A 25,116-nucleotide genomic window follows, 5' to 3' on the forward strand; every position below is an offset into this window, starting at 1 on the left:
GTTCAGCCTCTCACGGTTCGCGCGCTCGGCTGAGCGTCGATCCCCCAGGTGACGATCCGCTCCGGATGGATGCGGATGAGCGGCGTGGGCATCGCGATCGCCTCGCCGCGCCCGCGGACCTCGATGCCGCGCGGAAGCCACGGGTCCTCGCTGGCGAGGTCATCGATGACGATCGCGACACGACCGGTCCGCGCGACGTCGCGGAACTTCTTCGTCCGCTCGAGGTCGCTGCCGCCGATGTCGATCGTCTCGCGCACGGCGTTGTACATCCACGCCACCGGCACCACATGCGGCGTCCCGTCCGCTCCGACCGTCGCGATCCGCCCGAGCTGCCGCCCACCCGCCAGGTACTCCACCTCGGCCTCCGTGAACACCACGCCGCCGAGATTAGGCGAGTTATCGGGACCGGCCACACTGCACCCCGATGCGCGCGCTGGTGATCACCGGCCCGCCGGGAGCGGGCAAGACGACGGCGTTGACCGCGCTCATGGGCGAGCTCGAGGCCGAGGACGTGCGGTTCGCGGCGGTGGAGGTCGAGGCGCTGGCGCTCGTGCACCCGTGGCCGGATGACGACGTGGCGTTCGAGCACCTCGAGCACGTCGCCGCGTCGTTCGAGAAGCGCGGCTACCCCTTGTTGCTCGTGACCGCGACCGTCGTCGATGCCGGGTACCTGCAACGACTTCGCGAGGCGCTGCCGACCAGCGACGTGGTCGTCGTGCTCCTCACCGCGCCGGCCGACGTGCTTCGCGGGCGGATCGGCGAGCGGGAGCCCTCCGACTGGGTCGGTCTCCCCCGCCTGCTCGCAACCGCGGCCGAGCTCGCGACCTCGATGCCCACGCTGCCCGTCGACCTCGTCGTCGATACCGCTGAGAGCACCGTCGAGCGCGTCGTCGGGCAGATCCGGCGGCTGGCGGCTGGTGGCGCGGAAGACGAGCGGCGCAGGTAGCTTCGCGCTCCATGTTCCGGAGCTTCGTCGCCGTCGTGGCGTTCGTGTTGATCGGTGCTGCGCCTGCGCGTGCGGCTGACTCGGAGTTCGCTCCTCCGGACCGGCCGGGGCCGGCATTGAGCGTTCCGAAGGCGGAGCTGGAGAAGGCGCTCGGGTGCTCGGAGCAGAGGCTCGAGGGTGCGCAGCGGGCTCCGGTGCTGCTGGTGCAGGGGACCGGGGCGACGGCGAAGGACAACTGGAGCTGGACGTACGAGCCGGCGCTGACGAAGCGGGGCATCCCGTGGTGCCACATCGACCTGCCGGAGCAGGCGACGCAGGACGTGCAGCGCAGCGGCGAGTTCGTGGTCTACGCGATCCGGACGATGTACGCGCGGGCGGGGCGGAAGATCGCGATCCTCGGGCACTCGCAGGGCGGGATGGTGCCGCGGTGGGCGCTCAGGTTCTGGCCGGACACGCGGGCGATGGTCGACGACCTCGTCGGCTTCGCGCCCTCGAACCACGGCACGACCGAGGCGCGCGACTGCGCGCAGGGCGGCTGCTCGGCGGCGAGCACGCAGCAGAGCGACCAGTCGGCGTTCATGAAGGCGCTGAACTCGTACGCGGAGACGTGGGCCGGGATCTCGTACACGAGCATCTACACCCGCCTCGACGAGACGGTGAAGCCGAACGACGACGCGGAGACCGGCTCCTCGTCGCTGCGCACCGGCGAAGGACGCCGCACGAACGTCGCGATCCAGGACGTCTGCCCGACCGCGAAGTCCGAGCACCTCATGATCGGTACGGTCGACCCGGTTGCGTACGCGCTCGCGATCGACGAGCTCGAGCACGAAGGGCCTGCCGACCCGAAGCGCATACCGATCGACGTCTGCGCGCAGGTCTTCCACGAGGGGGTCGACCCCGTCACCGGGCCGGCGAGCGCGGCCGCCGCCGTGGCGTCCTTCGAGGGCTACCAGGCGAAGACCGTCGACCGCGAGCCGCCGCTCGCCTGCTACACGAGCGCCGCCGGCTGCGCGACGAAGACCGCGCCGCCGTGCGCGTCGAAGCGCCGCTTCGCCGTGCACGTCCCGCGGCTGCGCAAGCTCGTCGTGACGCTCGCCGGCAAGCGCCTCGGGATCCACCGTCGCGGCGGACGGCCGCGCGTGACCGTCGACCTCCGCGGCCGCCCGAAGGGCACCTACGTGCTGCGCATCCGCGGCACGACGAGGAACGGCCGCCGCGTCACCGTGACGCGGCGGTACCGCACCTGCACGCCGGGGGCGCGGCGCTCGGGGTGAGAAAGCGCGGTCGTCTTCGTCAGCTCAACCGGGCAGCGTGACGGCGCCGCTGACGCAGGTCCCGTGACCCGGCGCGCTCTCGACGGCGACGGTGCCGCCGATCGCCTCGATGCGGTCGCGCATGTTCCGCAGCCCGCGGCCATCGGCGGTCCCGGACGCGAAGCCGGCGCCGTCGTCGCAGACCTCGAAGCGCAGCGACGACGAGGTCTCGCTCAGCCGGATCCAGACGACGCTCGCGTCCGCCGCGTGCTTGACGGCGTTCTGCAGCGCCTCCGCGCACGTGAAGTAGACCGCGCTCTCGAGCTCGATCGGGTGGCGCGTCACGCCGTTCGCGTCGACGACGACCCGCATCGGCGCCTGCCGGGCGACGGACCGCAGCGCGTCCTCGATCCCGCGGTCGGTGAGCATCGACGGGTAGACGCCGTGGGCGAGCGAGCGCAGCTCCTCGAGCGCCCGCTCGGCCTCGAAGCCGAGGTCGTGGACCTCGCGCATGCCCGCCGTCGGGTCCATCTCGAGCAGGTCCTCCGCAAGGCCGAGGCGGATCCGGAGGGCGATGAGGCGCTGCTGGGCGCCGTCGTGCAGGTCGCGCTCGATCCGCGCACGCTCGAGGTCGGCGGCCTCCGCGATGCGGCGGCGTGACTCCTCCAGCTCTCCCATGGCACGCGCGAGATCCGACAGCAGCCGCTCGTGGCGCCAGCCGGCGAGCACGACCCCGCTGACGCCGTCGAGCAGCTCGGGGTCGTCGAGCAGCGCGACGTCGTGCAGGAGGACGACGTCCGGCTGCCCGTCGTCGCCGTCGACCTCCGTCGCCGCCCGTCCCGGCTCGGGTGCGCGCGGCCAGCTGGCCTCCTCGCCCCCGGCGGCGTCGCGCCAGGTCCCCGTCAGCCGGTCGCGGAACAGGAGCTGCATCGTCGAGTCGCTCAGCGCCGTCGCGAGCGCGTCGCGCACGCGCGCGGGATCGTCGTCGCGCCGCAGCGCCGCGCCGAGCCGCGTCAGCGCGCCCGCGAGCTCCATCCGGTACCGGACGAGCCCGATGAGGAACGCGCAGCAGAGCGCGACGATGCACGCCGTCCACACCGACGACAGCAGCACGACGGTGTCGATCGGAGCGCCCAGCTGCCGCGCGGTGTGGAACGCGATGTGGCTGAGGCCGAACGGGATCGCGGCGCCGAACACGGGCGCGAGCGTGCGGCGCTGCATCGGCGACGCCCGGCGCCAGCGCAGGTTCATGGACACGAACGTCCCGGCCCAGATCAGCTCGACGAGGTACTCGCGCACGAGCACGACGGTCGACATGAACGCCGGCTGTGCGTCGAGCACGAACAGCGCGTTGGACGGGCAGTCGGTCGTACACGTCGCCCACAGCGTCTTGGCCGGATACGCCTCGACCAGGGGCGCGGTCCCGTAGAAGAGGACGACCGCGGTGAAGACCATCACGCCGAAGAGCACGCGGTCGAGCGTCGAGCCGAGCCGCCCGTCCGGGAACGTCATCAGCAGGTAGAACGCGCACGGGAACACGAGCCACGTCGCGAGGCGCCCGACCGTGTAGGGCACGCTGAGCGTGGATTCCCCGAGCGACGTCAGCGACCACGCGAACCCGATCGTCAGCAGCGCCAGGCCGAAGCCGCGGTTGACCGGAGCGCGCAGCGCGTAGAGGCCGGCGGCGATCGGCAGGCCGACGATCAGGAACTGCAGGAACGCGCGGCCGAACGCCGCGTCGCTCGAGGCTCCGGCCCCGGCGATGAGGACGGCGGCGCCGCAGACGAGCACTCCGGCAGCGGCCAAACGCGAGCGCACCGCATCCGGCACGGGTGCGCCGGACGTGCCAAGGAGCTGTCGGGCGTCGCTGATGGCCATCGCCGGGAGGCAGCCCGGGAGGTCTCCGGCCCCGGCCCGCCCTGACGACCTTACGGGTTGAACGGGCTGAGCGGTGAGAGAAGGTGCTGCTTAGGCGCCATTTCTGCTGACCGTAGGCGCCAATGTTCACTGACCGACGCTCGGTCAGTGCACGAGCGCCTTGAGCAGGACGAGGAACGTCGCGACGGCGGCGGCCAGCGCCGCCCGCAGCAGCGATCCCGGCACCGAGGTCCCGCTCAGCCGCGACGCCGCGAACGCGTAGGCGGTGATCAGCCCGAGCCCCGACCACTTCGCCGCGGTGAACGCGCTGTGCGTCTCCATCGCTCCCGCCGCCGCGAGCACGAAGAACAGCGCCGGGAACGCGACCCCGAGCCCCGTCGCCAGGGCCTCCTGCGTCAGTGAGCGCAGCCTTCCCCGGTCCAGCCGCCGGTGCGTCCGCGCCTCCGTGCCGAGCACCTCGCTGTAGAGCTCGGCGAGCCCGACCGCGACCGCGGTGGCCAGCAGCGTCGCCGCGACAGCTGCGTCGGCCGGCGGGTGCTCCTCCAGCGCGAGCAGCAGCGCCAGGCCGATGATCGCGCCGTAGAGCACGCGCGCGACGTGCCGGGACTCGAGGTGCGACGTCCACAGCGCCCGCAGCAGCGGCCGCGAGGAGCGCGACGGCGAGACGGCGCCTTCCGGGCCGTCAGCCACCGGTCCCGAACGCCAGCGCGCCGCCCGGCTCGAGCACGCGGACGTCGACGCCCGGCGCGCTGCGCGCGACCGCCTCGGCGAACGCGCTCCCGGGCGTGCGCAGCAGGTGGTGGTGCCGGCGCCGCGCGTGGACGGGGAAGAACGTGCCCCAGTGGATCGGCACCGCGATCGACGGCTCGACCAGCGCGGTGGCCTCCGCCGCCTGCGCCGGGTCCATGTGCCCCGGCCCGAGCCGCGTCCCCCACCCCCACACCGGCATCAGGGCGACGTCGACGTGGTCTGCGACGGAGACCATCCCCGGGTAGACGGCGGTGTCGCCGGCGAAGTAGACGGTCGACGAGCCCTGGATGACGTAGCCGACTGCCGGGATCACGCGCCCGACCGACAGGCGGCGCCCGTCGTGGTCGGCCGCGACGGCGCGCACGCGCAGCTCGCCCACCGTCGTCTCGTCGCCGACCCCGAGCTCGCGCACCTCGCGGCGCAGCGAGCGGATCGCTCGCGTCCGCCCCGCGCCGCGCGGCACGACGAGCGGCGCGTCGCCCCCGAGCCGCCGGATCGACCGTACGTCGAGGTGGTCGTGGTGCAGGTGCGACACGAGGATCGCGTCGACCGCGCCCGGCGCAGCGGCGCGCTCGGCGTGCCGCCGCAGGTGCACCACCCGCTGGCGCAGCAGCGGGTCGGTCAACAGCCGCGTCCCGTCGACCTCGAGCAGGACGGTCGCGTGGCCCAGCCACGTGAGGCGGTTCATCGGCCGCCGCCGCGAGGCGGGCGCCGGGTTGGGGCCACCGGCCCGGGCCGGCTCAACTCCGATGGAGGAGATGGCCCGGGCCGCCACGCCCGATCACACCCCGGCGTGCGAGCGCTCGTGCAGCGCGTCCTGGAGGAGCTGCTCGGAGTCGGTGTCCAGCGAGGTGTGCACGACGTCGCCGCCGTACTGCGAGATGCGCGGGAGGACCTTGTCGGGCGTCGACTGGCGGACGAGGACGAAGAGGACCGCGCCGCCCTCGGGGAGGCGATCGCGGAGCTCCTTCATGAACTTGTCATCGATGCCGTAGTCCGCCATCGCGCCGCCGGCCGCGCCGGACGCGGCGCCGATCGCCATGCCCAGGAACGGCATGAGGAAGATCAGGCCGATCAGGCCACCCCACAGCGCGCCGCCGGCCGCGCCCGCGCCCGCCGTGCTGACGGACTGCCTGAGCTTGATCTTGCCCTTGTCGTCGCGGACGGCGATCACGAGGTCGTCCATCGAGATGGTCTGCTCCTTCTGGAGCTCCTTCAACGTCGCTGCGACCTCGTGGGCCGTCTCTTCGTTGGGGTACGCGATGGCGATGAGGTTGCTCATGCTCCGAGCCTCCCTGGTCGTTGGTGGTCTTTCGTCATGCGGATGGGGTGAGATCAGACGTCGACGAGCCCAACCGCGGCGGCGTGCGCGACGGCCTCCGAGCGCGAGCGCGCGTCGAGCTTGCGGTAGATCGAGTGCACCTGCGTCTTGACGGTGTTCGAGGAGACGTGCAGGCGGCCGGCGATCTCGCGGAACGTGAGGTGGCTGGGCAGCAGGCGCAGGACGCGCAGCTCGGCGAGCGTCAGCGTCGACGGGTGCTCGATGGGGCCCGCGGCGAAGTCGTCGGCGAGCGCCCAGCCACGGTCGACCGACGCGCGCAGCGCCGGGACGTCGCCGGCGCGGCTGACGAGGCGCGACGCCTCGCTGAGCAGCGCTCGGGCGGTGGCCGCGTCGCTCATCCGCAGCGCCGCACGGGCGAGCGCGCCGCGTGTCATCGCGCCGTACCAGGGCGGCGCGTCGGGCAGGCGGCCGAGCAGGTCCGTCGCGGTGCGCAGGTCGCCGCGCGCGGTGCCGCACGACCCGCGCGCGGCATGGACCGCCGCGCACGCCGCCAGCGGCAGCGCCGCGAACGGGTGCCGCAGCGCGTCCGCCCGCCGCAGCGCGGGCTCGACGCCGGACGCGTGACGCGCGGCCTCGTCGCGGTCGCCGGCGTCGAGCGCGAGCAGCGCGAGCTGGCCGAGGCAGAGCGCACGCAGCAGCGGCGCGTCGAAGATCGCCCGCCGCGCGCCCTCGTCGAGGCAGGCGCGCGCCGCGTCGGCCGCGCCGGCCAGTGCGTGCCCCGTTCCCTCGACCCACAGCGCGAACGCGCACCACGGGTCGTCGGCGACGAGCGCCCGCGCGGAGCCGGCGCGCGCCGCCATCGCGGCCGCCCCGCGGCGCCCGAGGGCCGCATCCGCGAGCGTGATGCCCGCCTTGAGCCCCGGCCGGCCGTCTCCGAGCGCCGCGAGGCGCTGCGCGGCCACGACGATCCAGCGCTCGGCCGTGTCGCGCTCGCCGGCGAGCAGCGCGTCGAGCGCGGCGGTGACGGCCAGCCCCGGCCGCGACCGGACGGCGACGTCGCCGAGGTCGGCCAGCCAGGGCCCGACGCGGTCGCGCCCCGGCGAGGCGAGCAGCGCGGGCGCGCGGTCGCCGAGCACGAAGCAGAGCCGGTCGCGGTCGCGCGCGGCGACGGCGTGGCCGATCGCGCGCTCGAGATCGCCCTCGCGCTCGAAGAAGCGGCTGGCGCGCTCGTGCAGCGCGCGCTGCGCCGCCGGGTCGCGGCGATCGAGCTCGCGCGTGCACGCCCGCCGGACGAGCGGGTGCAGCACGTAGCCGCCCGCGTCCTCGTCGGGGAGCACGGGGACGCCGTCGCGGCGCAGCCGGTCGAGCACGCTCGCGGCTCCCTCGCTGCCGAGCACCGCGTCGCACGCCGCGCCGTCGAGCCGGTCGAGCACCGATGCGCGCTCGAGCAGCGCGAGGTCGTCCGGGGCCAGACCGTCGAGGATCTCCTCGCGCACGTAGTCGAGCAGCACCGCGCCGCTGCCGCTGTCGAGGTCCGCGGCGCCGCGCGGGCCGCCGCGCTCGCGTGCCGCCCGCACGACGAGGCGGACGGCGGCGGGCCAGCCGCCGGTGCTCGCCAGCAGCCGGTCGAGGTCGCGCGCACCGGTCCGGATGCCGGCGCGCTCGAGCACGAGCCGGCACTCGTCGGGGGTCAGCGCGAGGTCGCCGGCGCGCAGCTCGGCGAGCACGTCGCGCGCGCGCAGCCGGCCGAGGCCCACCTCAGGCTCGCGCCGGGAGGCGAGCACGAGCGCCGACCCCGGCGGCACGTTGCCGGCCACCTCGCCGAGCAGGTCCAGCGCGCCCGGCGAGCGCAGCCGGTCGACGTCGTCGACGACCAGGATGCCGGGCCGCATGGAGCCGACGGCGTGCAGCAGGCCGGCGACGTCGCCGGACCGGCAGAGCTCCGTCGCGGAGCGCGGGCGCAACCGCGCGAGCGCCGCGGCGAGCGCGGCGCACAGCGCGTCGGGGTCGTCGTCCGGTGCCCGCAGCGCGAGGCGCGCGAAGGGGCGGCCGTCGCGCAGCAGCCACTGATCGAGCAGCGTGGTCTTGCCGAAGCCCGCCGGGGCGACGAGCGCGACCACGGTGGCGCGCTCGTCGAGCACGCGCTGCAGCAGCCGCGGGCGCTCGATCGCTCCGGGTCGACGCTCGCGCCGCACCGGCGTCGAGGAGGGTGCGGCGCGCAGCGTCGTCTGCGGGCGCGCGGAGGCCGCGCTCCCGACGACCGGCTCGGGCTCGCCGATGATGGGCAGGGTGCTCATCCGAGTCCGAGCCTCGCCGCAGCGAGCCGATTCGGCAATGAGGCATGCCCGCCTACGGAGGGAGGCGCGCACGACCCGCGGGCCGTGCGCGCTCCCCCGGGCGCTCAGGTGCGCGAGGCCGCGCTCCGTGCGCGGCCGGTCACCTCAGCGCCTCTTCGCGCGGAGGCGGCGTCGCAGCCGGCTGGGGGCGGCTCGGGGCCCGCCGGACGGACCCCCGGACCGACGCCATCACGTCCGCGCGCGTGGTCTCCGGGAACTCGCGCGCGACCTGGCGGCGCAGCACCGCCAGGCCCGACACCGCCAGCACCGTCATGAGGAGCACCGGCAAAGGCATCCGCGTGGCGTGGATCGGCCCCCACGCCACGATGAGCAGCAGCACGGCGGCGAGGACGCCGTACGCCAACGCCGGTTCGTCGCGCAGCCACGGCGCCGCGGTCCGGCGCATGCCGACCGCGATCCCGCTGGGGCCGGCGATCCAGGCGGCGAGGACGACCGGGAGGCCCATGATCACCGTCGCCTCGGCGACGTCGCCGAGCATCTCCGTGCCGATCGACCACACCCCTTCGGCGGCGGGCCGCGCCGCCTCCGTCGTCGTGAGCGCGTCGACGACCGCGCTGCCGGCAACCGAGCGCCCGATGAGGACGACGAGCCCCGCGGAGATCCAGCAGAACCCCGCCGCCATCAGGATCTTGCGGCGGCGGTCGCGGGCCAGCCACACCGCCAGCGCGAACAGCGCGACGGCGATGCCCGGCAGCAGCGCCGACAGCCCCTTCACGGCGCCGACGGCGTCCTGCAGCAGCCCCACCTGGTCGGAGCGCATGACCTCGATGCGCCCGGCGTCCTCCGGGATCGCGTCCACGACGCTGCCCGGGATGCCGAACTGCGTCGCGAGGTCGACCACGACCGACCGCAGGTCGAGCACGACGGCATCGCCGGTCCGCGCGATGGCCTTGGAGTCGCCCTCGGCGATGTTGATGAACTGCTGGACGGTGAGGCGGTTCGCCTCCTCCCACAGCGTCTGCACGCGCGGCCGGCCGAGGACGCGCTCGGTGCGGTTCTCGGCGACCTGGCGCAAGCTGCCGGCGAGCGTGCCGGCGAACGGGTCGAAGCGGTCGGGCAGCGCGTCCGCAACCGCCGACGTCACGTCGACGTTCGCGTAGACCTCGTCGACGAGGAACCCGGCGACCTGGGTGCGGACGGCATCGTCCTCGAGCAGCTCGGTGCTCGTCTCCGCCCAGTTGTCCGCGTCCAGCACCTGCCGGTTCGCCCAGACGGCGAAGATCGCCACGACGGTGAAGATCGTGGCGACGCCCAGCAGCGCCCGGACGAGCCAGCGGTGCGACATCGTCTCAGGCGGCGCGCTGGCGCCCGCCGTACTGCACGAGGCCGTAGATGACCATGACGTCGAGGGCGAACAACGCAAGCGACAGCAGCGGGAACGCCGGCAGGAACAGCAGCTGGATGATCGCGTTGGCGCCAGCGGCGAACACGCCGACCCAGCGCGCCCACTCGGCGTCGCTCCAGATCCCGAACGCGGTGATGATCTGGACCGCGCCGACGATCACGAGGAACCAGCCCCACATGTTCAGGTCGCCGAACACGTACCGCGTGTCCGCGCCGTAGACGTTCGCCGTGTCGATGGCCGCGAACCCGTAGACGACGTTGAGCGTGCCGACGATCGCCAGCATGACGCCGGCGAAGGTGACCCAGCCGTGGCCGTGGTCGCTCACGCGCGACTCGGAACGGCGAACCTGTGCGGTGGAGGCCGGCGTCGGGCCGGCCGTGTGAGCGGACATGCGTTCCTCCGAGGTCCGGTGGTGTGCCCTGGACGCTCGCCGGGGCGCCGGGCGCACGCATCGTCCGATCGGGGTGATCCGGGCGCTTGCCCGCGCCGCGGGGATGCGGCAGCGTCGAGCCATGGCGCCGCGCACGTACGGCACGCATGTCGAGTGGGAGCCGCAGGCGCCGCGCCTGCGAGCCGGTCACCTCGTCCTCGCCTGGCTCGTCGCGGCGGCCTCCCTTTGGGTCGCGGCGGAGGTCCTGTCGGGGGTCTCGCTGGAGCGATCGGGCGCGGCGCTCGCCGCCGCCGCCGTCATCGCCGTCCTCAACGCGGTGCTGCCGCCGCTCGTCGCGGCGCTGCGCCTGCCCCTCACGCTCGTCCTCGGGTTCCTCCTCGTGCTCGTGGTCGACGCGCTGCTGCTGCAGCTCGCCTCCGACGCGCTCGACGGCGTCACCGTCGACAGCTTCGGCGACGCGCTGGCGGCCGCGCTCGTCATGGCCGCGACGAGCCTCGTGCTCGAGGCGGTGCTCGGGACCGACGACGACGACGCGTACACCGTCCGCGTGACGCGCCGCATAGCGCGCCGCCAGGGCGGCGGGGCGCGCACGGACGTGCCGGGGATCGTGTTCCTCGAGATCGACGGGCTCGCGCTGCCGGTGCTGCGCGACGCGATGCGCGACGGCAGCGCGCCGCAGATGGCGAAGTGGATCGCCGAGGACGGCTACCGCCTCGCCGAGTGGGAGACCGACCTCTCGTCGCAGACCGGCGCGAGCCAGGCCGGCATCCTGCTCGGCGCCAACGACGACATCACCGCCTTCCGCTGGGTCGAGAAGGAGACGGGCCGGATGGTCACGTGCTCCAACCCGAACGACTGCGCCGCGATCGAGGCGCGCCTGTCGACCGGGCGCGGCCTGCTCGCGGGCGGCGGCGCGAGCCGCGGCAACCTGCTGTCGGGCGACGCGGACGAGACGATCCTCACCGTCAGCCGCGCGTCGGAGGAGAAGGGCCCGAACCCCGGCTACCGCGCCTTCCTCGCGAACGGGTTCAACGTCACGCGCACGCTCGTGCTCGTCCTCTGGGAGGTCGCGCTCGAGCTGACCGCGGCGGCGCGGGCGCGGCGGCGCGACGTCCGGCCGCGCGGGCATCGCGGCGGCGCGTACCCGCTGCTGCGCGCCGCGATGTGCGTCTTCGTCCGCGACCTGGTCGTGTTCGGCGTCCTCACCGACATGATGCACGGGCGCCCCGCCGTCTACGCGACGTTCGCCAGCTACGACGAGGTCGCCCACCACTCCGGCCTGGAGCGGGCCGACACGCTCGAGGCGCTGCGCAAGCTCGACCGCCAGTTCGGCCGCATCGCGCGTGCGCGCGCGTACGCGCCGCGTCCGTACGAGATCGTCGTCCTCTCCGACCACGGCCAGACGCAGGGCGCCACGTTCAAGCAGCGCCACGGCTACGGGCTCGACGATCTCGTGGCCCGGTCGCTCGGGCACGACGACGTCGAGGGCGTCGCCGGCGGCGACGAGCAGACCGCGATGGCGGCGCAGGCGATGCGCGAGGCGAGCGGCCGGCCGGAGCACGACGGCAAGGCGAAGGGCGACGACGTCTCCGGCCGCGACGCGGTCGTCCTCGGCTCGGGCAACCTCGGGCTCGTCTACCTCATGGAGGAGCCGCGACGGCTCATGCTCGAGGAGATCGACGAGCGCCACCCGGGGCTGCTCGCGACGCTGCGCACGCACCCGCACATCGGCTGGCTGATGGTCCGCTCGCGGATCGACGGGGCGCTCGTCCTCGGCCCGCGCGGGTCCCGGCGGCTGCACGACGGCGAGGTGCAGGGCGAGGACCCGCTCGCGCCGTTCTCCCCCACCGCCGGCCGTCACCTCGCGCGCACGGACTCGTTCCCGCACTGCCCGGACGTCCTCATCGGCAGCTTCTACGACCCGGCGCTCGACGAGGGCTGCGCGTTCGAGGAGCTCATCTCGTTCCACGGCGGCCTCGGCGGCCCGCAGACGCGCCCCTTCGTGCTCGCGCCGCCCTCGCTGCCGCTGCCGGATGCGCCGATCATCGGCGCCGCGGCGGTCCACGAGCTGCTGCTCGGCTGGCGCCGGCTGCTGCAGCCGGACGCCTCACCCCATGCAGGTGATGATCGCGTTGCGGCCCGGATCTAGCGTCGCGCCCATGACGGCAACGAACGGCATCCAGGACACGAGCCGGGATCAGGAGCTCGGCCCGGTCGACTACATCGTCCTCGAGTGGCCGGGACGGCAGCCCGACGGCGAGGTCGCCCCCCATCTCGTCGACCTCGTTGAGCGCGGGATCATCCGCATCATCGACATCGCGCTGATGGAGAAGACCGCCGACGGCGACGTCGCGGGCCTCGAGCTCGGCTCGTTCGGCGACTTCTCGGGCTTCGCCGCCCACTCGTCGGGACTGCTCACCGACGCGGACCTCGCCGACGCGGCCACCGCGCTCGAGCCCGGCACATGCGCCGCGGTCCTCATCTGGGAGAACCGCTGGGCGGTGCCCGTCGCGAACGCCATGCGGCGCTCGGGCGGGCAGCTCGTCGCGAGCGGGCGCATCCCGCTCGACGACCTCGTCCGCGCCCTGGACGCCACCGAGATGCAGGAGGACTGACGCCATGCCCGGATTGCTTCGCGGGGTCGCCCGCACCGCCGTGGTCGCCGGCACGGCGACCGCCGTCGGCAACCGCGTCTCGCGCCGCCAGGCGCAGAAGTGGGGGCAGTCGGCCGAGCAGGTCGAGGCGCCCGCCTACCAGGCGCAGCAGGCCTACGCTCCCCCGCCCCCGCCGCCGGCCCCCGCGCCGTCCGCCGATCCGGTCGCCCGGCTCGGTGAGCTCGCCGACCTCCGCGACCGTGGGGTGCTGACCGATGAGGAGTTCGCCGCCGCGAAGCAGAAGGTGCTTCAGGGCTGAGCCCGGGCGCGCGTCAGTGGAAGTCGAGCTCCCGCCGCGGCGGGTGCTCGCCTCCCTCGGCGAGGAGCAGGAGCGTCGCCTTGACCCGCTTGCTGACGTCCTCGGAGTCCGCGAGCCCGAGCTTCATGAAGATCGAGTTGATGTGCTTCTCGACCGCACGCTTGGTCAGGAAGAGCGACTCGCCGATGGCCGCGTTGCTCTTGCCCTCGGCGATCTCGTGCAGCACCTCGAGCTCGCGCGGGGTCAGGTCCCGCAGCGGCGACCGCTCCTCGCGCGAGCGCGCGCTGACGAGGCCCTCGACGATCTTCGGGTCGATCGTCGAGCCGCCCACGTTGACCGCGCGGATGGCCGCCAGCAGCTCGGCGCGGTTGGCGATGCGGTCCTTCAGCAGGTAGGCGCGGCCGTCCGATCCGTGGTCGAGCAGCGCGAGCGCGTACGTCGGGTCGGCGTGCTGGCTGAGGACCACGACGCCGATCGCCGGATGCTGCTCACGCAGCCGCTGGGCGAGCTGGATCCCCTCGTCGCCACCGGTCGGCGGCATGCGGATGTCGGTCAGCACGACGTCCGGGGCGTGCTCGGCGACGGCTCTCTCGAGCGAGGGGAGGTCGCCGACTGCGGCGACCACCTCGACGTCGGGCTCGGTCGCCAGCAGCTTCACCACCCCCTCGCGGACGAGGAGGTTGTCCTCCCCGATCGCAATGCGGATCGGCATGAGCGCACCGTACACCCGCCCCATGACCCCATGTCGGAGCTGGCGCGAGACCAGTGGAGGCCGGTGGCGGGATGAACGACGTGCGCGTCCTGACCGTCGATGACCAGCAGGTGTTCCTCACGGCTGCCCGCGCGCTGATCGACTCGACCCCCGGCTTCACGCTCGCCGGCGAGGCGCGTTCCGGCGCGGAGGCGATCCTCAAGATCCGGGCCCTGCGCCCGGACCTCGTGCTCATGGACGTGCGGATGCCGGGCCTCGACGGCCTGGAGACCGCGCGGCGAATCGCCGCCGAGAGCCCCGAGACGGTCGTCGTGCTCGTCACCGGTCACGACGCCGACGACGTCCAGACGCTCGCCGAGGCGGGCCCCGCCGTCGACCTCATCCCGAAGGAGCGGCTGCGGCCCCGGCTGCTGCGTCGGCTGTGGGCGGCGCACGCCGCGGATCGCGGCGTGCCGCAGGGCAAGAGCGGTTGACCCCGGCGGAGGTCCGCAGTCCGACCGCTTGCCTTGCCCGCTGAGCGGGTGTTGACTGGCAACTGTGCCGGTTGCCACGAACGACGCGCGGAGCATCCGCTTCGCGACGCTGACGGCCGTCGCCGCCGTGGCGACCTCGGCGACCGTCGCCGCCCTCATGATCACCACCGGCGGCGTGCACGAGCCGGGCGAGCGGGCGTTCCTCCACGTGCTCGTGATCGGCGTGCCGGCGGGAACCGGCCTCTACGCCTTGCGCAGTCCCGCGACCGAGCGCTTCGGCCGGCTGCTCATCGGAGCAGGGTTCCTCTGGTCGCTGGCCGTGATGGCGAACTCGCACGACAGCGTTCCGTACACCTTCGGCCGCCTGTTCGCCTGGGCGATCTTCCCGCTGTTCGCGTACCTCCTGCTGTCGTTCCCCGAGGGCCGCATCGCGCTGCAGCGCGACCGGATCCTCTTCGGCGCGCTCGCCGCCACGATCGTCGTCCTCTACCTGGGGAGCGCGCCCTTCATCCGCGACTACCCCTCCTTCAGCCCGTGGGCGAACTGCGGCGACGACTGCCCGCGCAACGCGCTCTTCGTCCTCGACCGCGAGCCGGGGATCATCGACTCGGTCATCGGGCCGGGACGGGATCTGCTCGGCGCGCTCCTGCTCGTCGGGATCACCGCTTCCGTCGCGGGGCGTCTGCGCTCGGCCAGCACGCTGCGCCGGATGACGATCACACCCGTGGTGGCCGTCGGCGTCCTCTCGACGCTCTCGCTCGTCGCCTTCCTCGTCGCCCGCGCGTCCTCGGTCGACTCGGAGACGACCATCGCCGCGCTCGGCTGGGGCTGGGCGCTCTGCCTCCCCGCGCTGGCCGCGGCGTTCTGCGTCGGCCTGGTGCAACGGCGTCTGTTCCTCGGACACGCGCTGAGCGGCCTGACCCGCGCGCTGAGCGGCCCGCTGTCTCCCGAGCGCATCGGCAGCGCGCTGCGGACCGCGATGGGCGACTCCGCCGTCGAGGTGCTGACCCGCCGCGGCGACGGCGGATGGAACCGCGCGGACGGCAGCCCGCTCGAGCCGTCCTCGGTGCCGGGGCCGAAGCGTGCGCTCCGCCTCGTCACCGACGGCGAGCAGCCGATCGCGGCGATCCTCGTCGACCACCAGCTCGACCCCGACGACGAGCTGCACGAGGCGATCGTCGCCGTCACGGAGTCGGCGTTGCGCGAGGCGCGGCTGCAGGACGAGCTCAAGACGTCGCTCGCCGACCTCGACGACTCGCGCAAGCGGATCGCGATGGCGCGCGACACCGAGCGCCGCCGGATCGAGCGCGACCTCCACGACGGGGCCCAGCAGCGACTGATCGCGCTGCGGATGCGCCTCGCGCTGGCCGAGGACATGCTCGCCGGCAACGATCCGGTGGCGGAGACGCTGCACGAGCTCGAGGACGACGTCGACGAGGCGCTCGAGGAGATCCGGTCGCTCGCCCACGGCATCTACCCGCCGATGCTCGCCGACCGCGGCATCGGTGACGCGCTGGTCAGCGCCGGGCGCCGGATGCCGCTGCACGTCCACGTCGAGGCCTTCGACGTCGGCCGGCAGCGGCCCGAGGTCGAGAGCGCCGTCTACTTCAGCTGCCTGGAGGCGCTGCAGAACGCGGTCAAGCACGGCGCGGGAGCGTCGTGCGCGCACATCACGCTGCAGCAGAACGACCTCCTGCGCTTCCAGGTCGTCGACGACGGCGCCGGCTTCGACCCGCGCGCGACGCCACTGGGCGCGGGCATGAACAACATGCGCGACCGGGTCGAGTCGCTCGGCGGCGCGCTCTCGGTCGAGTCCGCGCCCGGCCGCGGCACGGTCGTCCGCGGCGCCGTCCCGCTCGCGGGCGCGTCAGAGCACGACCGCGCGGCGCACGGCATCCAGGCGGCGGTGCACGAGCAGCGCCGGCAGGCCGACCGGGATCGGCAGCCAGAAGCTGAAGAGCCGGTACACGAACGTCGCGAGCACGGCGTCGGCGGCTGACACGCCCGCGAGGCCGAGCATCGCCGTCAGGCCCGCCTCGACGAACCCCAGCCCGCCCGGCGTCACGGGGATCTGGCCGAGCAGCTGGGCGGCGCAGAAGGCGAGCAGGACGAAGCCGGGCCGCGGGTGCGCGCCGACCGCGGTCAGCGCCGCCATCAGGCTCGCGTAGTCGAGCACCCACCGGCCGATGCCCGCGGCCAGCGCCGCCTTCCAGCGATCGCCGACGCCCGCCTTCACGCGGTCGCGCTCGCGCAGCAGCCGCTCGGGCAGGTGCCGCAGCGGCTCGGCGTGCGGCCGCACACGGTTGCGGGCGCGCTGCGCGACGCGGCCGGCCCACGCGACCGGCCCGTCCTTCGTGAGCGCGAGCACGCCGAGGGCGAACAGCACGATGGCGAGCGCGATCGCCGCGTACGCGATGTGCTCGAGCTCGCGCCGCGCCCCGCCGCTCAGCATCGCCGGCAGCGCGAGGACCGGGAGCAGAAGCACGATCCCCAGCACGAGCAGGTTCGCGGCGGCCAGCCCGCCGGCGGCGACTCGGCGGTCGATGCCCGCCTGAGCGAGCATCCGGAACTGCAGCGCGGCGCCGACGGCGCCGCCGCCCGGCGCGATCTTCGACAGCGCGTTGCCGGCCAGCTGCGACGTCGCGACGCCGGGCAGCGGCGGGCCGTGCAGCGCGATCCGCTGCACGATCCACAGGCAGACCGTTGCCCCGGCCTGCAGGCCGAGCATCACGAGCAGCCAGCCGGGCGTGACGTCGCGGACGTCCTCCCACGACGACAAGGTCTCGAGCAGGCTCGGCGCGACCAGGTACAACGAGACGCCGGTGAGCGTGAGCCAGCCGAGCGTGCGGACGACGCGGCGGCGCGGCGGCGCGGCGACGCCGCGGTCGAGCGTGCCCTCCAAGTCCGCGCGCTCGTCGAGCGCATGCTCGAGGCGGTCGCCGAGGGTCTCGCGCGTCACGTGACGGCGGGCAGGCGCTCCGCGACCTCGGCGAGGCTCGTGGCGGCGACCGGCTCGTCGGCGGCCAGGTGCCCGCCCGCGCGCGCGACCGCGTCGTCGACTGCGGTCCGGGCGCTGCTGCGCTGCAGCAGCGCGAGCAGCGCCTCGCCGCGGCGCAGCGACGCGGCGATCGCGAGGAGCGTGCGGGGCGGCACGCCGCCGGGATGGTCCGTGAGCACGCGCTCGGTCATCGCGGCCCGCCGGTCGGGCAGCATGCGGAAATCCAGCAGCGCGGCGATCGAGCCGTCGGCGCGGCCGCACGCGAAGTCGAGCGCCTGCAGCTCGCCCGTGCCGGGGTCGCGCGCGACGAGCAGGGCATCGAGCAGCGACGCGGCGTCGTCGAGCTCGATGCGCTCCAGCGCGCCGAGCACCCCGCCGTCGAGGACCGAGCCGGCCGGGAAGCGATGGACGCGCAGCTGGTGCTCGGCGGGCATGGCCCGACCCTCTCAGGCGCTCCGCCCGCCGGGCCAGGGTGCGCTCCGGTCAGCCTCGGACGTGCGCGCGCGCCCTTGCGGGCGCTCGACCGGATCGTCGATGACGACCGTGTGCACGAGCCGGTCGTGCAGCGCCCGCCGCTGGTCGTCGACGAGCAGCATGAGGAAGCCCGCGCAGAGCGGGAGGGCGGCGAGCGTCAGGCCGCCGAAGCGCAGGACCGCGCGCCGCGGGCGCAGGCGGCCGCCGTCGGCGGCGAGCACGCGGATGCCCAGCGCGCGGCTGCCGGGCGTCTGCCCCGTCGTGGACCAGAAGACCGCGAAGTAGCCGACGAGCCACACGAGGTACAGCGCGCCGCCCACGGCCGCGAGGACGGTCTCGAGATCGTCGGGGATCGAGATGACGGAGAACGTCAGCGCGACGACGGCGCCCGTGATGATCGCGACCGCGTTGAGCACCGCGGCGTCGATCCCGAAGGCCAGCGCGCGCGTCACCAGCCCCGGGTACGTCCGCGGCGCCGGCGGCGCGACCACGGTCACGGGCGCCGGGACCGCGACGATCATGGCGTCGCGGGCGAGGCGTCCGGCCCCCCGCTCATCGCCTCCGGCGCGCGGTGCAGCAGCCGCCGCGCGAGGCGCTCGAGCCGGGCGTCCGCCTTGCGCGTCCGCACGCCGACCTCCCCGGCGACCTGGCCGGCGAAGCCGACGCTCTGCTGCGTGATCGCGGCGGTGACCGCCGGGCTGCTCGCGACCTCGTCGACGACGAGCCACACCTCCTCGCTCGCCAGCACGCGCGCCACCGCGTCGGCGAACTGCGGGCTCTCGAGGACCTCGGTGACGAGCGGCCCCACGTCGACCTCGGCGAGCACGCGCTGGGCAACGCGGCGCTCGATCGCGTGGCGGACGGCGAGGTCGATGAACGGGCCGTCGAGGACGGTGTCGATGATGGCCTGCGCGGCGTGCTCGCCGAGCGGGCTGTCGAGCACGAGGTCGACCGCCTCCTTCGCGCGCGGCGACGCGACGACCTCGTCGATGATCCCGAGGACCGCGTCGCCGGCGAGCCTGACCGTCACCGACCCGGCCTCGCGGCCGACCCGGCCCGCGAGGGGGACGAGGCCGAAGGGATCGACGATGCCGCGGACGGATGGCACGGCGGGCCTCAGACGTCGGCGGCCTCGACGAGCCGCGGCCGCTGGTGGTCGTGGACGGGGCGGAACGGGCGCTCCTCCAGCACGCCGTGCCGGCGGACGGTCACGGCGGTCCCGGCCGGGATCTCGCGCCACAGGCCCGGCAGGTCGGAGAACGGCTCGGACACCACGAGCCGGTCGTCCTCGCTGAGGCGCTTGAACCGCAGCTCGCCGGGGTGCAGCGCCTTGATGGTCTCCACGTCCTCGGTGGTGTAGAGCGACCGCGCCGGGCCGTCGGAGCAGTAGCGGACGGCCCACAGCGCTTCTCCATCGGAGACGCCGAACGTGCCCTGGACGTGGCGCTTCACGCCGGCGCGGTCCGCCGCTGTCTCGATCGCCCCGACCGTCCGCTCGAGCGCGGCGATCGGGTCGTCGGCAAGGCCGTGGGTCAGCGCGAGGTGGAACACGACCTCCGTGTCGGTCGAGCCGCGGACGAGGGGGAAGAGGCGCGGGTCGAGCTGCAGCATGAGCTCGCGGCGCAGCAGTTCGAAGTCGGCGACGTAGCCGTTGTGCACGAACAGCCAGCGACCGTGACGGAACGGATGGCAGTTCGTCTCCTGCACCGGCGACCCGATCGCCGCCCGCACGTGGACCATGAAGAGCGGCGACTCGAGGTGCGCGGCGAGCTCGCGCAGGTTCGCGTCCGACCAGGCGGGCGCGACGCTGCGGTACACGCCGGGCCCCTCCCCCGCGCCGTACCAGCCGAGCCCGACCCCATCGCCGTTCGTGGTCTCCGCGCCGAGGCGGCTGTGCAGGCTCTGGTCGACGATGCCGTGCGGGGTGCGGAACAGCAGCTCGTCGATCAGGACCGGCTGCCCCAACCAGGCCATCCAGCGGCACATGCGGCGCGCCTCAGACCTGGTTGCGCAGGCTGCGGACCATGAAGGCGCGTGCGATGTCGGTGATGCCGTGCATCAGCGCCCAGATCCCGGCGAACACCAGCAGGGTGTAGGCCTTCTCGATGAAGAACTGGCCGCTCGTCTCGAACGCCAGCACGACCATGAGGATGCCCGCCACGAGCGTGAGCCACCAGAGGCCCACGCCGGCCTCGCGCTCGAGGAACGAGCGGATCGTCCACCAGACGCCGACCGAGAGGAACAGGAACCCGAGGATGTCGGCGAGCGCCGCGAACGTGTTCTCCGGGTTGATGAAGCAGATGATCCCGGCGGCGAAGAACACGAGCCCGAAGAGCCCCCACAGCCACTTGAGGCGGTCGGTGAGCGCCGCGATGACGATCTGCTGGGCGGCGGCGAACATGAACATGCAGCCGACGATGATCCCGACGGTCTTGACCGAGGCCTGGTCGAACTGCGCGATCGAGAGCGAGACGATGACCCAGGCGACGCCCGTGACCAGGTAGAGCCACCAGAAGTGCGCGATCGTCTTCTCGGCCTCACGCGTGTCCGGCATGCCGCCGACCGCGGCGCTGCCGAAGTCGGAGGTGGTCGGCGCTGTGGTCATGGGAGCTCCCGTCGTGGTTCGTGGGCCCGCCTACTCCCACTCCGCGCCGTGCACGCTGCACACGTACATGAGCAGGCCGTCGATCACGAGGGCCACGACGCTCCAGAGCGGGTAGGCGGAGATGGACAGCAGCGCGACCATGGCGTGCACGCCCGCGAGGACGAGGCCGAGCGTCGCGCCGGACATCCGGCGGCGCAGGATGAGGACGCCGGCGAGCACCTGCACGGCGCACAGCACGAGCGCCAGCACGCCCCACAGCGCCAGGTCGCCGAACAGCAGCTCGTCGGCGACGAAGTGGTCGTCCTCCGCCAGCGCCGAGATGCCGTACGCGAGGTTGTACGCGGCGATGAGCAGGAACATGCTGCCGGCGAAGACCGCCCATCCGCGCCCTTCGGACGGCCGTCCCGTGGGTGGGTACGCGGTGTCCATGGCGCGACTCTCTTCTCGCGGGGAGGCGGCGGCAACGTGGTACGCCCGCCTCCTGCGGGGAGGCAGGCATCACCCCGCGCGTTCGTGCCACGCGGCGTCGAGCTCGGCGCCGAAGAGGAACGCGATCGCCGCGAGCCAGATCCACAGCAGCAGGATCACGCCGCCCGCGAACGCGCCGTACGTCGAGTTGTAGTCGGCGAAGTTCGTGACGTAGACGTCGAAGCCCACCGTCTCGACGAGCAGCACCGCGACCGACACGACCATCCCCGGCGTGAGCAGCCGGAACGGGGGCTGCTTCCCCGCGGGCGCCGACCATCGCACGACGGCGACGATGAGCAGCGCGGCCACGAGCGCCGCCGGCCACCGGGCGACCGACCAGACGTCGACGCTGCCCTCCAGCCCGACGAGGCCGAGCGCCTCCTCGAGCAGGCGCCCGCTGACGAGCGCCAGCGCGACGAGCGTGAGCACCATGACGAGCACGACGAGCGTCCACGCCAGATCGCGGGCGCGCCGGCCGAGCGAGCGGCGCGGCGACCTCTCCCCCGCGACCACGTCCAGCGCCCGCCCGGCCGCGGTGAAGGCGCGCGACGCGCCGTAGACCAGGGCGACCAGGCCGGCGACGCCGGCCGCCCCGCTCTCCGACCCCGATGCGTCGCGCGCGGTGTCGGCGGCCGAGCGCAGCACGTCGGCGACGGGCCCCGACGCGCCCTCGTCGCGCGCGAACCGGGCGATGTCCGCCGGTGCGTCGGCCCCGCCCAGCAGGCGCACGACCGCGAACGCGATCAGCAGCATCGGGAACAGGGAGAGGATCCCGTAGTACGCGACGGCGGGTGCGCGGTCGATCATCCCGTCGTCGACGTACCGCCGGACGGCGCGCAGCGCGACGTCTCGGTGTTCCGTCATGCGGCGGCGGGGATGCGCTCCTCCACCGGCGGCGGCGCGCGCTCCCCGGTGGCCTGCAGCGCGCGGCCGGGCAGCGCCCGCGCGACCCACAGCGACCCGAGCGCGAAGAGGGCGACGGCGAGGATCGCCCGCTCGAGGCCGTGCAGCTGCGCGTCCGCGTAGTCGGCGACGATCGCGTCCGCTTCCGCGGCCGGGACGCCGGCCTCGCGCACGGCTCGCGAGGCATCGGCGACCGTGACGACCGGGATGCCCTTCTGCGCGGCCGCCTCCACCTGCTCGCGGACGGACGGCGGAACGGCCGGGTTGGCCTGCACCCGCTCGACGAAGTTCGTCGTCAACGCGCCGATGAGGACCGCCCCGATCAGCGCGGTGCCGAGCGACGCGCCGAGGTTCTGCGCCGTGCCCTGCAGCCCGCCGGCTTCGTTGAGCTGCGCCGGGCCGACCGACGACATGATCACGTTGCTCAACTGGGAGAGCAGGAGCCCGGCACCGACCCCGAAGATGGCCAGCGCGACCGCGAACGCGGTGCCGTTCAGCTCGACGTCGAGCGTCGACAGCAGCAGCACGGCTGCCGCGACGAGGCACAGCAGCCCGGCCTGCGCGATCCGCCGCGGCGAGACGCCGCGCAGCAGCCGCGGCGCCAGCATCGCGGCGGCGAACATCGTCACGGACATCGGGAACAGCCGCTTGCCGGTCTCGAACGCGTCCAGTCCGAGGACGACCTGGAGGTAGACGGGCAGGACGAAGAACGTCCCGAGCAGCAGGAGCTGCTGCATCAGCAGCGTCGACAGGCCGGCCCGCAGCTGACCGATCCGCAGCAGCCGGCGGTCGAGCAGCGTGTCGTTCCCGGTGCGCTCGCGCCGCCCCTCCCAGAGCGCGAAGAGCGCGAGGCAGCCGAGGCCCGCGGCGATGATGAACGGCACGCTGGAGAAGCCGAACGGCGTGATCTCGGTGCCGCCGATCGTCAGGGCGCCGCGCGGCTCGACGAGGCCCCACGAGCTGCTTTTGAGGATCCCGTAGACGACGAGCGCGAGGCCTGCCGAGGAGATGAGCACGCCCACGACGTCGAGCCGCGGCCGCGGAACGGGCGGCGCCGCGGTGCGCAGGTGCTTGCGCAGCAGCAGCACGCCGATCACCACGACGACCTCGCCCGCGAACACGTAGCGCCACGAGAACTCGGTGGTGACCCAGCCGCCGATGAGCGGCCCGGCCGCGATGGCCGCCCCGGCGATGCCGCCGATGATCCCGAACGCGACCGCGCGCTGCTCGCCCTCGTAGCGCGCCCCGACGAGCGACACGATCGCCGGCAGGACGAGCGCGGCGCCGATGCCCTCGACGAGCGACCAGCCGATGAGCAGCACCGTGAGGTTGGGGCTCAGCGCCGTCGTGAGCGACCCGCAGCCGTAGATCGCCAGCCCGATCGCGAACGTGCGGTCGCGGCCGAGGATGTCGCCGAGCTTGGCCCCCGCCAGCATGAGCGCGGCCATGACCAGCGTGTAGGCGGTGATCGCGAGCTGCACGCCGGCGATCGACGTGTCGAGGTCCTCGACGATCTGCGAGATCGACACGTTCATGACGCTGCTGTCGAGCACCATCACGAACTGGGCGGCCGCGAGGATCGCGACCGGCAGGCCGAGGCGCCCCGGCTTCACCGCCGCTCCCGCACGACCACCACGGGGCGGTGGGTGTCGCGCAGCAGCCGTTTCGAGACCGATCCAAGGAGCTTCGCGCGCACGCCTCCCAGACCGCGGGAGCCGACGACGATCGCCGCGGCGTCGCGCTGCTCGGCGATCGCGCACACCGTCTCGGCGATGTCGCTCTCGTCCGCGATCGCGACCGCCTCGGCGGTGCAGCCCAGGCCGCGGGCGAGCTCGACCCCGGCGCGGGCGACCGCGGAGGCGTGGTCCTCCTCCAGCCGGTCGACCGTCGCCACCGTCTCGGGGTCGGGCACCTGGTAGGTGAAGCCGGACGCGTCCGGCATGGTCTGCATCGCGCGGGCGACGCCGGGCTCCCAGACGCTCACGACGATGAGCGTGCGCGTCGCGAACAGCTCGGCGGCGGCGTGGAGGGCGCCATGCGCGGCCGACGATCCGTCGAACGCCACGACCACGGGTCGAAGGTCATCAGCCATGGCGCCAGCTGACCACAGCCGTCGCGCGCGCGCAGGCGTGCGACCACGACGACCGGCTGCGTGGGCGCACGTCTCGGGACACCGGCGCGCGCGGTGGCACCCCGGGCCCGCGAGGCAGGACGCTCGGTGCCATGGCCCGCGCGCGGTCCTCCTCCACGACGGCCGAGCACGCGGCGCTGCTGCTGCTGTCGCTCTCGCTCGTCGCGGTGCAGGGCATCGTCCCGAGCGGCGACGTGCAGCACCTGCTCGTGACGGCCATGGCGTACCTCACGCTGCTGCTCGCGCTGCGGCTCTCGCGGCCGCGACCGGACGTCTACCGGGCGATCGCCGGTCCGGGCGCGATCATCGTCGTCGTCAGCACCATGCGCACGCTGACCGGCGAGGCCGACGACGCAGCGGCGCGGTTCATGAACGCCGCGCTCGTCCTCATCGGGCCGGCCGCGATCGCGATCGGGATCGTCCGGGACCTGCGCGAGAGCGGCGAGGTCGAGCTGCGCTCGGTCATGGGCGTGCTGTCGCTCTACCTGCTGCTCGGCGTGCTGTTCGCGTTCGTGTACGGGGCGCTCGATCGCGTCGGCAGCGGGCCGTTCTTCGCGGACGGCGAGCCGGCGACGGCCGCGAAGGCGCTCTACTTCAGCTTCGTCACGCTCGCGACCGTCGGCTACGGCGACGTGGTGGCCCGCACCGACGCGGGCCACACGCTGGCGATCTTCGAGGCCCTGCTCGGCCAGATCTACCTGGTGACCGTGGTGTCGGTCATCGTGAGCAACCTCGGGCGGGCGCCGCGAGCGGGGCGGCTGGCACCGGACGAGGGTCCGCCGAGCGGCCCATCGCGATGAGCGCCTCGAACATGAGGAGCATCCGGACGTGCAGGTCCTCGTCGTCGCGGGCCTCGACGCGCGCGCCGGCGGCGCGCAACGGCTGGTAGGGCTCGGCGGCGATCACCTTGCGCCGCAGCGCCGCGATCGGGCCGCGGCGCGACGGGCCGACGGCCCGCCCGATCCACGCGCGGCGCTGGCGCTCGGTGGTGCGGCCGGACGCGGTGCCGACCGCCTCGGCCGCGAAGCGCTTGAGCGTCTGCCGGCGAACGTCGCCCAGGCCGTCGTTGTAGCCGCGCAGGGCCGACGCCAGCGCGGGCGACACGCACCGCGGCGCGTCGCTGAAGGGCTCTCCCGCAAGGATCGAGGAGAGCTCCATGACGCAGACGCCCTCGTCGGGGCTCTCGTGGCGGCCGGGCGAGAGACGGGTGGTCTGGTGGCTGAACGGCGCCATGGCG

27 protein-coding genes and 1 pseudogene are annotated in these 25,116 nt (G+C 74.1%); 8 read left to right on the forward strand and 20 right to left on the reverse strand.

The features are described from left to right. Window positions 1-2 precede the first annotated feature (2 nt). Window positions 3-377 (reverse strand): PPOX class F420-dependent oxidoreductase, encoded by a 375-nt coding sequence (locus tag AC1UE4_RS09270; RefSeq protein ID WP_482916936.1) that lies wholly within the window; start codon window positions 375-377, stop codon window positions 3-5. A 47-nt stretch (window positions 378-424) separates the two neighbouring features. Between AC1UE4_RS09270 and AC1UE4_RS09275 the strand changes: the two genes are divergently transcribed. Both AC1UE4_RS09275 and AC1UE4_RS09280 read left to right on the forward strand, forming a co-directional pair. Beyond that, on the forward strand, window positions 425-946 hold the full coding sequence (locus tag AC1UE4_RS09275) for an AAA family ATPase (RefSeq protein WP_482916937.1): 522 nt from the start codon (window positions 425-427) through the stop codon (window positions 944-946). A gap of 11 nt (window positions 947-957) precedes the next feature. After that, on the forward strand, window positions 958-2,220 hold the full coding sequence (locus AC1UE4_RS09280) for an esterase/lipase family protein (protein WP_482916938.1): 1,263 nt from the start codon (window positions 958-960) through the stop codon (window positions 2,218-2,220). A 24-nt stretch (window positions 2,221-2,244) separates the two neighbouring features. Here AC1UE4_RS09280 and AC1UE4_RS09285 read toward each other — a convergent pair whose 3' ends face one another. From AC1UE4_RS09285 to AC1UE4_RS09315, 7 genes are all read right to left on the reverse strand, one after another. Next, a complete protein-coding gene (locus tag AC1UE4_RS09285) occupies window positions 2,245-4,005 on the reverse strand; it encodes a sensor histidine kinase (RefSeq protein WP_482916939.1) in 1,761 nt (586 codons plus the stop codon). 216 nt (window positions 4,006-4,221) lie between these two features. Beyond that, window positions 4,222-4,767 (reverse strand): hypothetical protein, encoded by a 546-nt coding sequence (locus tag AC1UE4_RS09290; protein ID WP_482916940.1) that lies wholly within the window; start codon window positions 4,765-4,767, stop codon window positions 4,222-4,224. Continuing rightward, window positions 4,760-5,515: an MBL fold metallo-hydrolase gene (locus AC1UE4_RS09295; protein ID WP_482916941.1), complete on the reverse strand. Its 756-nt coding sequence runs from the start codon at window positions 5,513-5,515 to the stop codon at window positions 4,760-4,762. The genes AC1UE4_RS09290 and AC1UE4_RS09295 overlap by 8 nt, the downstream gene beginning before the upstream one ends. 93 nt (window positions 5,516-5,608) lie before the next feature. After that, on the reverse strand, window positions 5,609-6,109 hold the full coding sequence (locus tag AC1UE4_RS09300) for a DUF1269 domain-containing protein (RefSeq protein WP_482916942.1): 501 nt from the start codon (window positions 6,107-6,109) through the stop codon (window positions 5,609-5,611). A gap of 53 nt (window positions 6,110-6,162) precedes the next feature. Continuing rightward, complete coding sequence (locus tag AC1UE4_RS09305; RefSeq protein WP_482916943.1) at window positions 6,163-8,406, reverse strand: winged helix-turn-helix domain-containing protein; 2,244 nt, start codon at window positions 8,404-8,406, stop codon at window positions 6,163-6,165. Between the two features lie 139 nt (window positions 8,407-8,545). Continuing rightward, entirely contained in the window at window positions 8,546-9,751 is a 1,206-nt protein-coding gene (locus AC1UE4_RS09310) for a hypothetical protein (RefSeq protein WP_482916944.1), read from the reverse strand. A gap of 4 nt (window positions 9,752-9,755) precedes the next feature. Further along, entirely contained in the window at window positions 9,756-10,136 is a 381-nt protein-coding gene (locus AC1UE4_RS09315; protein WP_482916945.1) for a DUF7144 family membrane protein, read from the reverse strand. Window positions 10,137-10,323: 187 nt separating this feature from the next. On the opposite strand from AC1UE4_RS09315, the gene AC1UE4_RS09320 reads away from it, so the two are divergent. From AC1UE4_RS09320 to AC1UE4_RS09330, 3 genes are read left to right on the forward strand one after another with little or no spacing between them, the layout of a single operon-like run. Beyond that, entirely contained in the window at window positions 10,324-12,351 is a 2,028-nt protein-coding gene (locus AC1UE4_RS09320) for a phage holin family protein (RefSeq protein WP_482916946.1), read from the forward strand. A gap of 10 nt (window positions 12,352-12,361) precedes the next feature. Continuing rightward, a complete protein-coding gene (locus AC1UE4_RS09325; protein WP_482916947.1) occupies window positions 12,362-12,817 on the forward strand; it encodes a DUF6325 family protein in 456 nt (151 codons plus the stop codon). 4 nt (window positions 12,818-12,821) lie between these two features. Beyond that, window positions 12,822-13,115, forward strand: coding sequence for an SHOCT domain-containing protein (locus AC1UE4_RS09330; protein ID WP_482916948.1), 294 nt, complete (start codon window positions 12,822-12,824; stop codon window positions 13,113-13,115). 13 nt (window positions 13,116-13,128) lie between these two features. Here the strand turns inward: AC1UE4_RS09330 and AC1UE4_RS09335 are convergent, their stop codons facing one another. Next, a complete protein-coding gene (locus AC1UE4_RS09335; protein WP_482916949.1) occupies window positions 13,129-13,827 on the reverse strand; it encodes a response regulator in 699 nt (232 codons plus the stop codon). A gap of 71 nt (window positions 13,828-13,898) precedes the next feature. Here AC1UE4_RS09335 and AC1UE4_RS09340 point away from each other — a divergent pair, with 71 nt between their 5' ends. Together AC1UE4_RS09340 and AC1UE4_RS09345 are read left to right on the forward strand one after the other, a co-directional pair. Next, window positions 13,899-14,300, forward strand: coding sequence for a response regulator transcription factor (locus tag AC1UE4_RS09340; protein ID WP_482916950.1), 402 nt, complete (start codon window positions 13,899-13,901; stop codon window positions 14,298-14,300). Window positions 14,301-15,573: 1,273 nt separating this feature from the next. Then, a pseudogene (locus AC1UE4_RS09345) lies at window positions 15,574-16,146 on the forward strand (sensor histidine kinase); the annotation flags it as partial. Window positions 16,147-16,167: 21 nt separating this feature from the next. Here AC1UE4_RS09345 and AC1UE4_RS09350 read toward each other — a convergent pair. The 10 genes from AC1UE4_RS09350 to AC1UE4_RS09395 form a co-directional block, all read right to left on the reverse strand. Beyond that, window positions 16,168-17,259, reverse strand: coding sequence for a lysylphosphatidylglycerol synthase transmembrane domain-containing protein (locus AC1UE4_RS09350; RefSeq protein WP_482916951.1), 1,092 nt, complete (start codon window positions 17,257-17,259; stop codon window positions 16,168-16,170). Next, window positions 17,256-17,732, reverse strand: a complete 477-nt coding sequence (locus AC1UE4_RS09355) for a hypothetical protein (RefSeq protein WP_482916952.1) — start codon at window positions 17,730-17,732, stop codon at window positions 17,256-17,258. Before AC1UE4_RS09355 ends, AC1UE4_RS09350 begins: the two co-directional genes overlap by 4 nt. Before the next feature lie 12 nt (window positions 17,733-17,744). Beyond that, window positions 17,745-18,293: an RDD family protein gene (locus AC1UE4_RS09360; protein ID WP_482916953.1), complete on the reverse strand. Its 549-nt coding sequence runs from the start codon at window positions 18,291-18,293 to the stop codon at window positions 17,745-17,747. Then, window positions 18,290-18,880, reverse strand: coding sequence for a hypothetical protein (locus AC1UE4_RS09365; protein ID WP_482916954.1), 591 nt, complete (start codon window positions 18,878-18,880; stop codon window positions 18,290-18,292). Before AC1UE4_RS09365 ends, AC1UE4_RS09360 begins: the two co-directional genes overlap by 4 nt. An 8-nt stretch (window positions 18,881-18,888) precedes the next feature. Continuing rightward, complete coding sequence (locus tag AC1UE4_RS09370) at window positions 18,889-19,758, reverse strand: class II glutamine amidotransferase (RefSeq protein ID WP_482916955.1); 870 nt, start codon at window positions 19,756-19,758, stop codon at window positions 18,889-18,891. A 10-nt stretch (window positions 19,759-19,768) separates the two neighbouring features. Beyond that, window positions 19,769-20,377, reverse strand: coding sequence for an HdeD family acid-resistance protein (locus AC1UE4_RS09375; protein ID WP_482916956.1), 609 nt, complete (start codon window positions 20,375-20,377; stop codon window positions 19,769-19,771). Window positions 20,378-20,407: 30 nt separating this feature from the next. Then, window positions 20,408-20,806 carry a DUF7144 family membrane protein gene (locus AC1UE4_RS09380; protein ID WP_482916957.1) on the reverse strand — a complete coding sequence of 133 codons (399 nt, stop codon included), beginning with the start codon at window positions 20,804-20,806 and terminating at the stop codon, window positions 20,408-20,410. Window positions 20,807-20,875: 69 nt separating this feature from the next. Further along, window positions 20,876-21,709, reverse strand: coding sequence for a YihY/virulence factor BrkB family protein (locus AC1UE4_RS09385; RefSeq protein ID WP_482916958.1), 834 nt, complete (start codon window positions 21,707-21,709; stop codon window positions 20,876-20,878). After that, window positions 21,706-23,361 (reverse strand): MFS transporter, encoded by a 1,656-nt coding sequence (locus tag AC1UE4_RS09390; protein WP_482916959.1) that lies wholly within the window; start codon window positions 23,359-23,361, stop codon window positions 21,706-21,708. Before AC1UE4_RS09390 ends, AC1UE4_RS09385 begins: the two co-directional genes overlap by 4 nt. After that, window positions 23,358-23,840 carry a universal stress protein gene (locus AC1UE4_RS09395; RefSeq protein WP_482916960.1) on the reverse strand — a complete coding sequence of 161 codons (483 nt, stop codon included), beginning with the start codon at window positions 23,838-23,840 and terminating at the stop codon, window positions 23,358-23,360. The genes AC1UE4_RS09390 and AC1UE4_RS09395 overlap by 4 nt, the downstream gene beginning before the upstream one ends. A 131-nt stretch (window positions 23,841-23,971) precedes the next feature. Here AC1UE4_RS09395 and AC1UE4_RS09400 point away from each other — a divergent pair, with 131 nt between their 5' ends. Beyond that, window positions 23,972-24,679 carry a potassium channel family protein gene (locus AC1UE4_RS09400; RefSeq protein ID WP_482916961.1) on the forward strand — a complete coding sequence of 236 codons (708 nt, stop codon included), beginning with the start codon at window positions 23,972-23,974 and terminating at the stop codon, window positions 24,677-24,679. Here AC1UE4_RS09400 and AC1UE4_RS09405 read toward each other — a convergent pair. After that, window positions 24,597-25,112, reverse strand: coding sequence for a hypothetical protein (locus AC1UE4_RS09405; RefSeq protein WP_482916962.1), 516 nt, complete (start codon window positions 25,110-25,112; stop codon window positions 24,597-24,599). The two genes, AC1UE4_RS09400 and AC1UE4_RS09405, sit on opposite strands and share 83 nt — an antisense overlap. Between the last annotated feature and the right edge of the window lie 4 nt (window positions 25,113-25,116).

Source organism: Parviterribacter kavangonensis, from assembly GCF_056863335.1.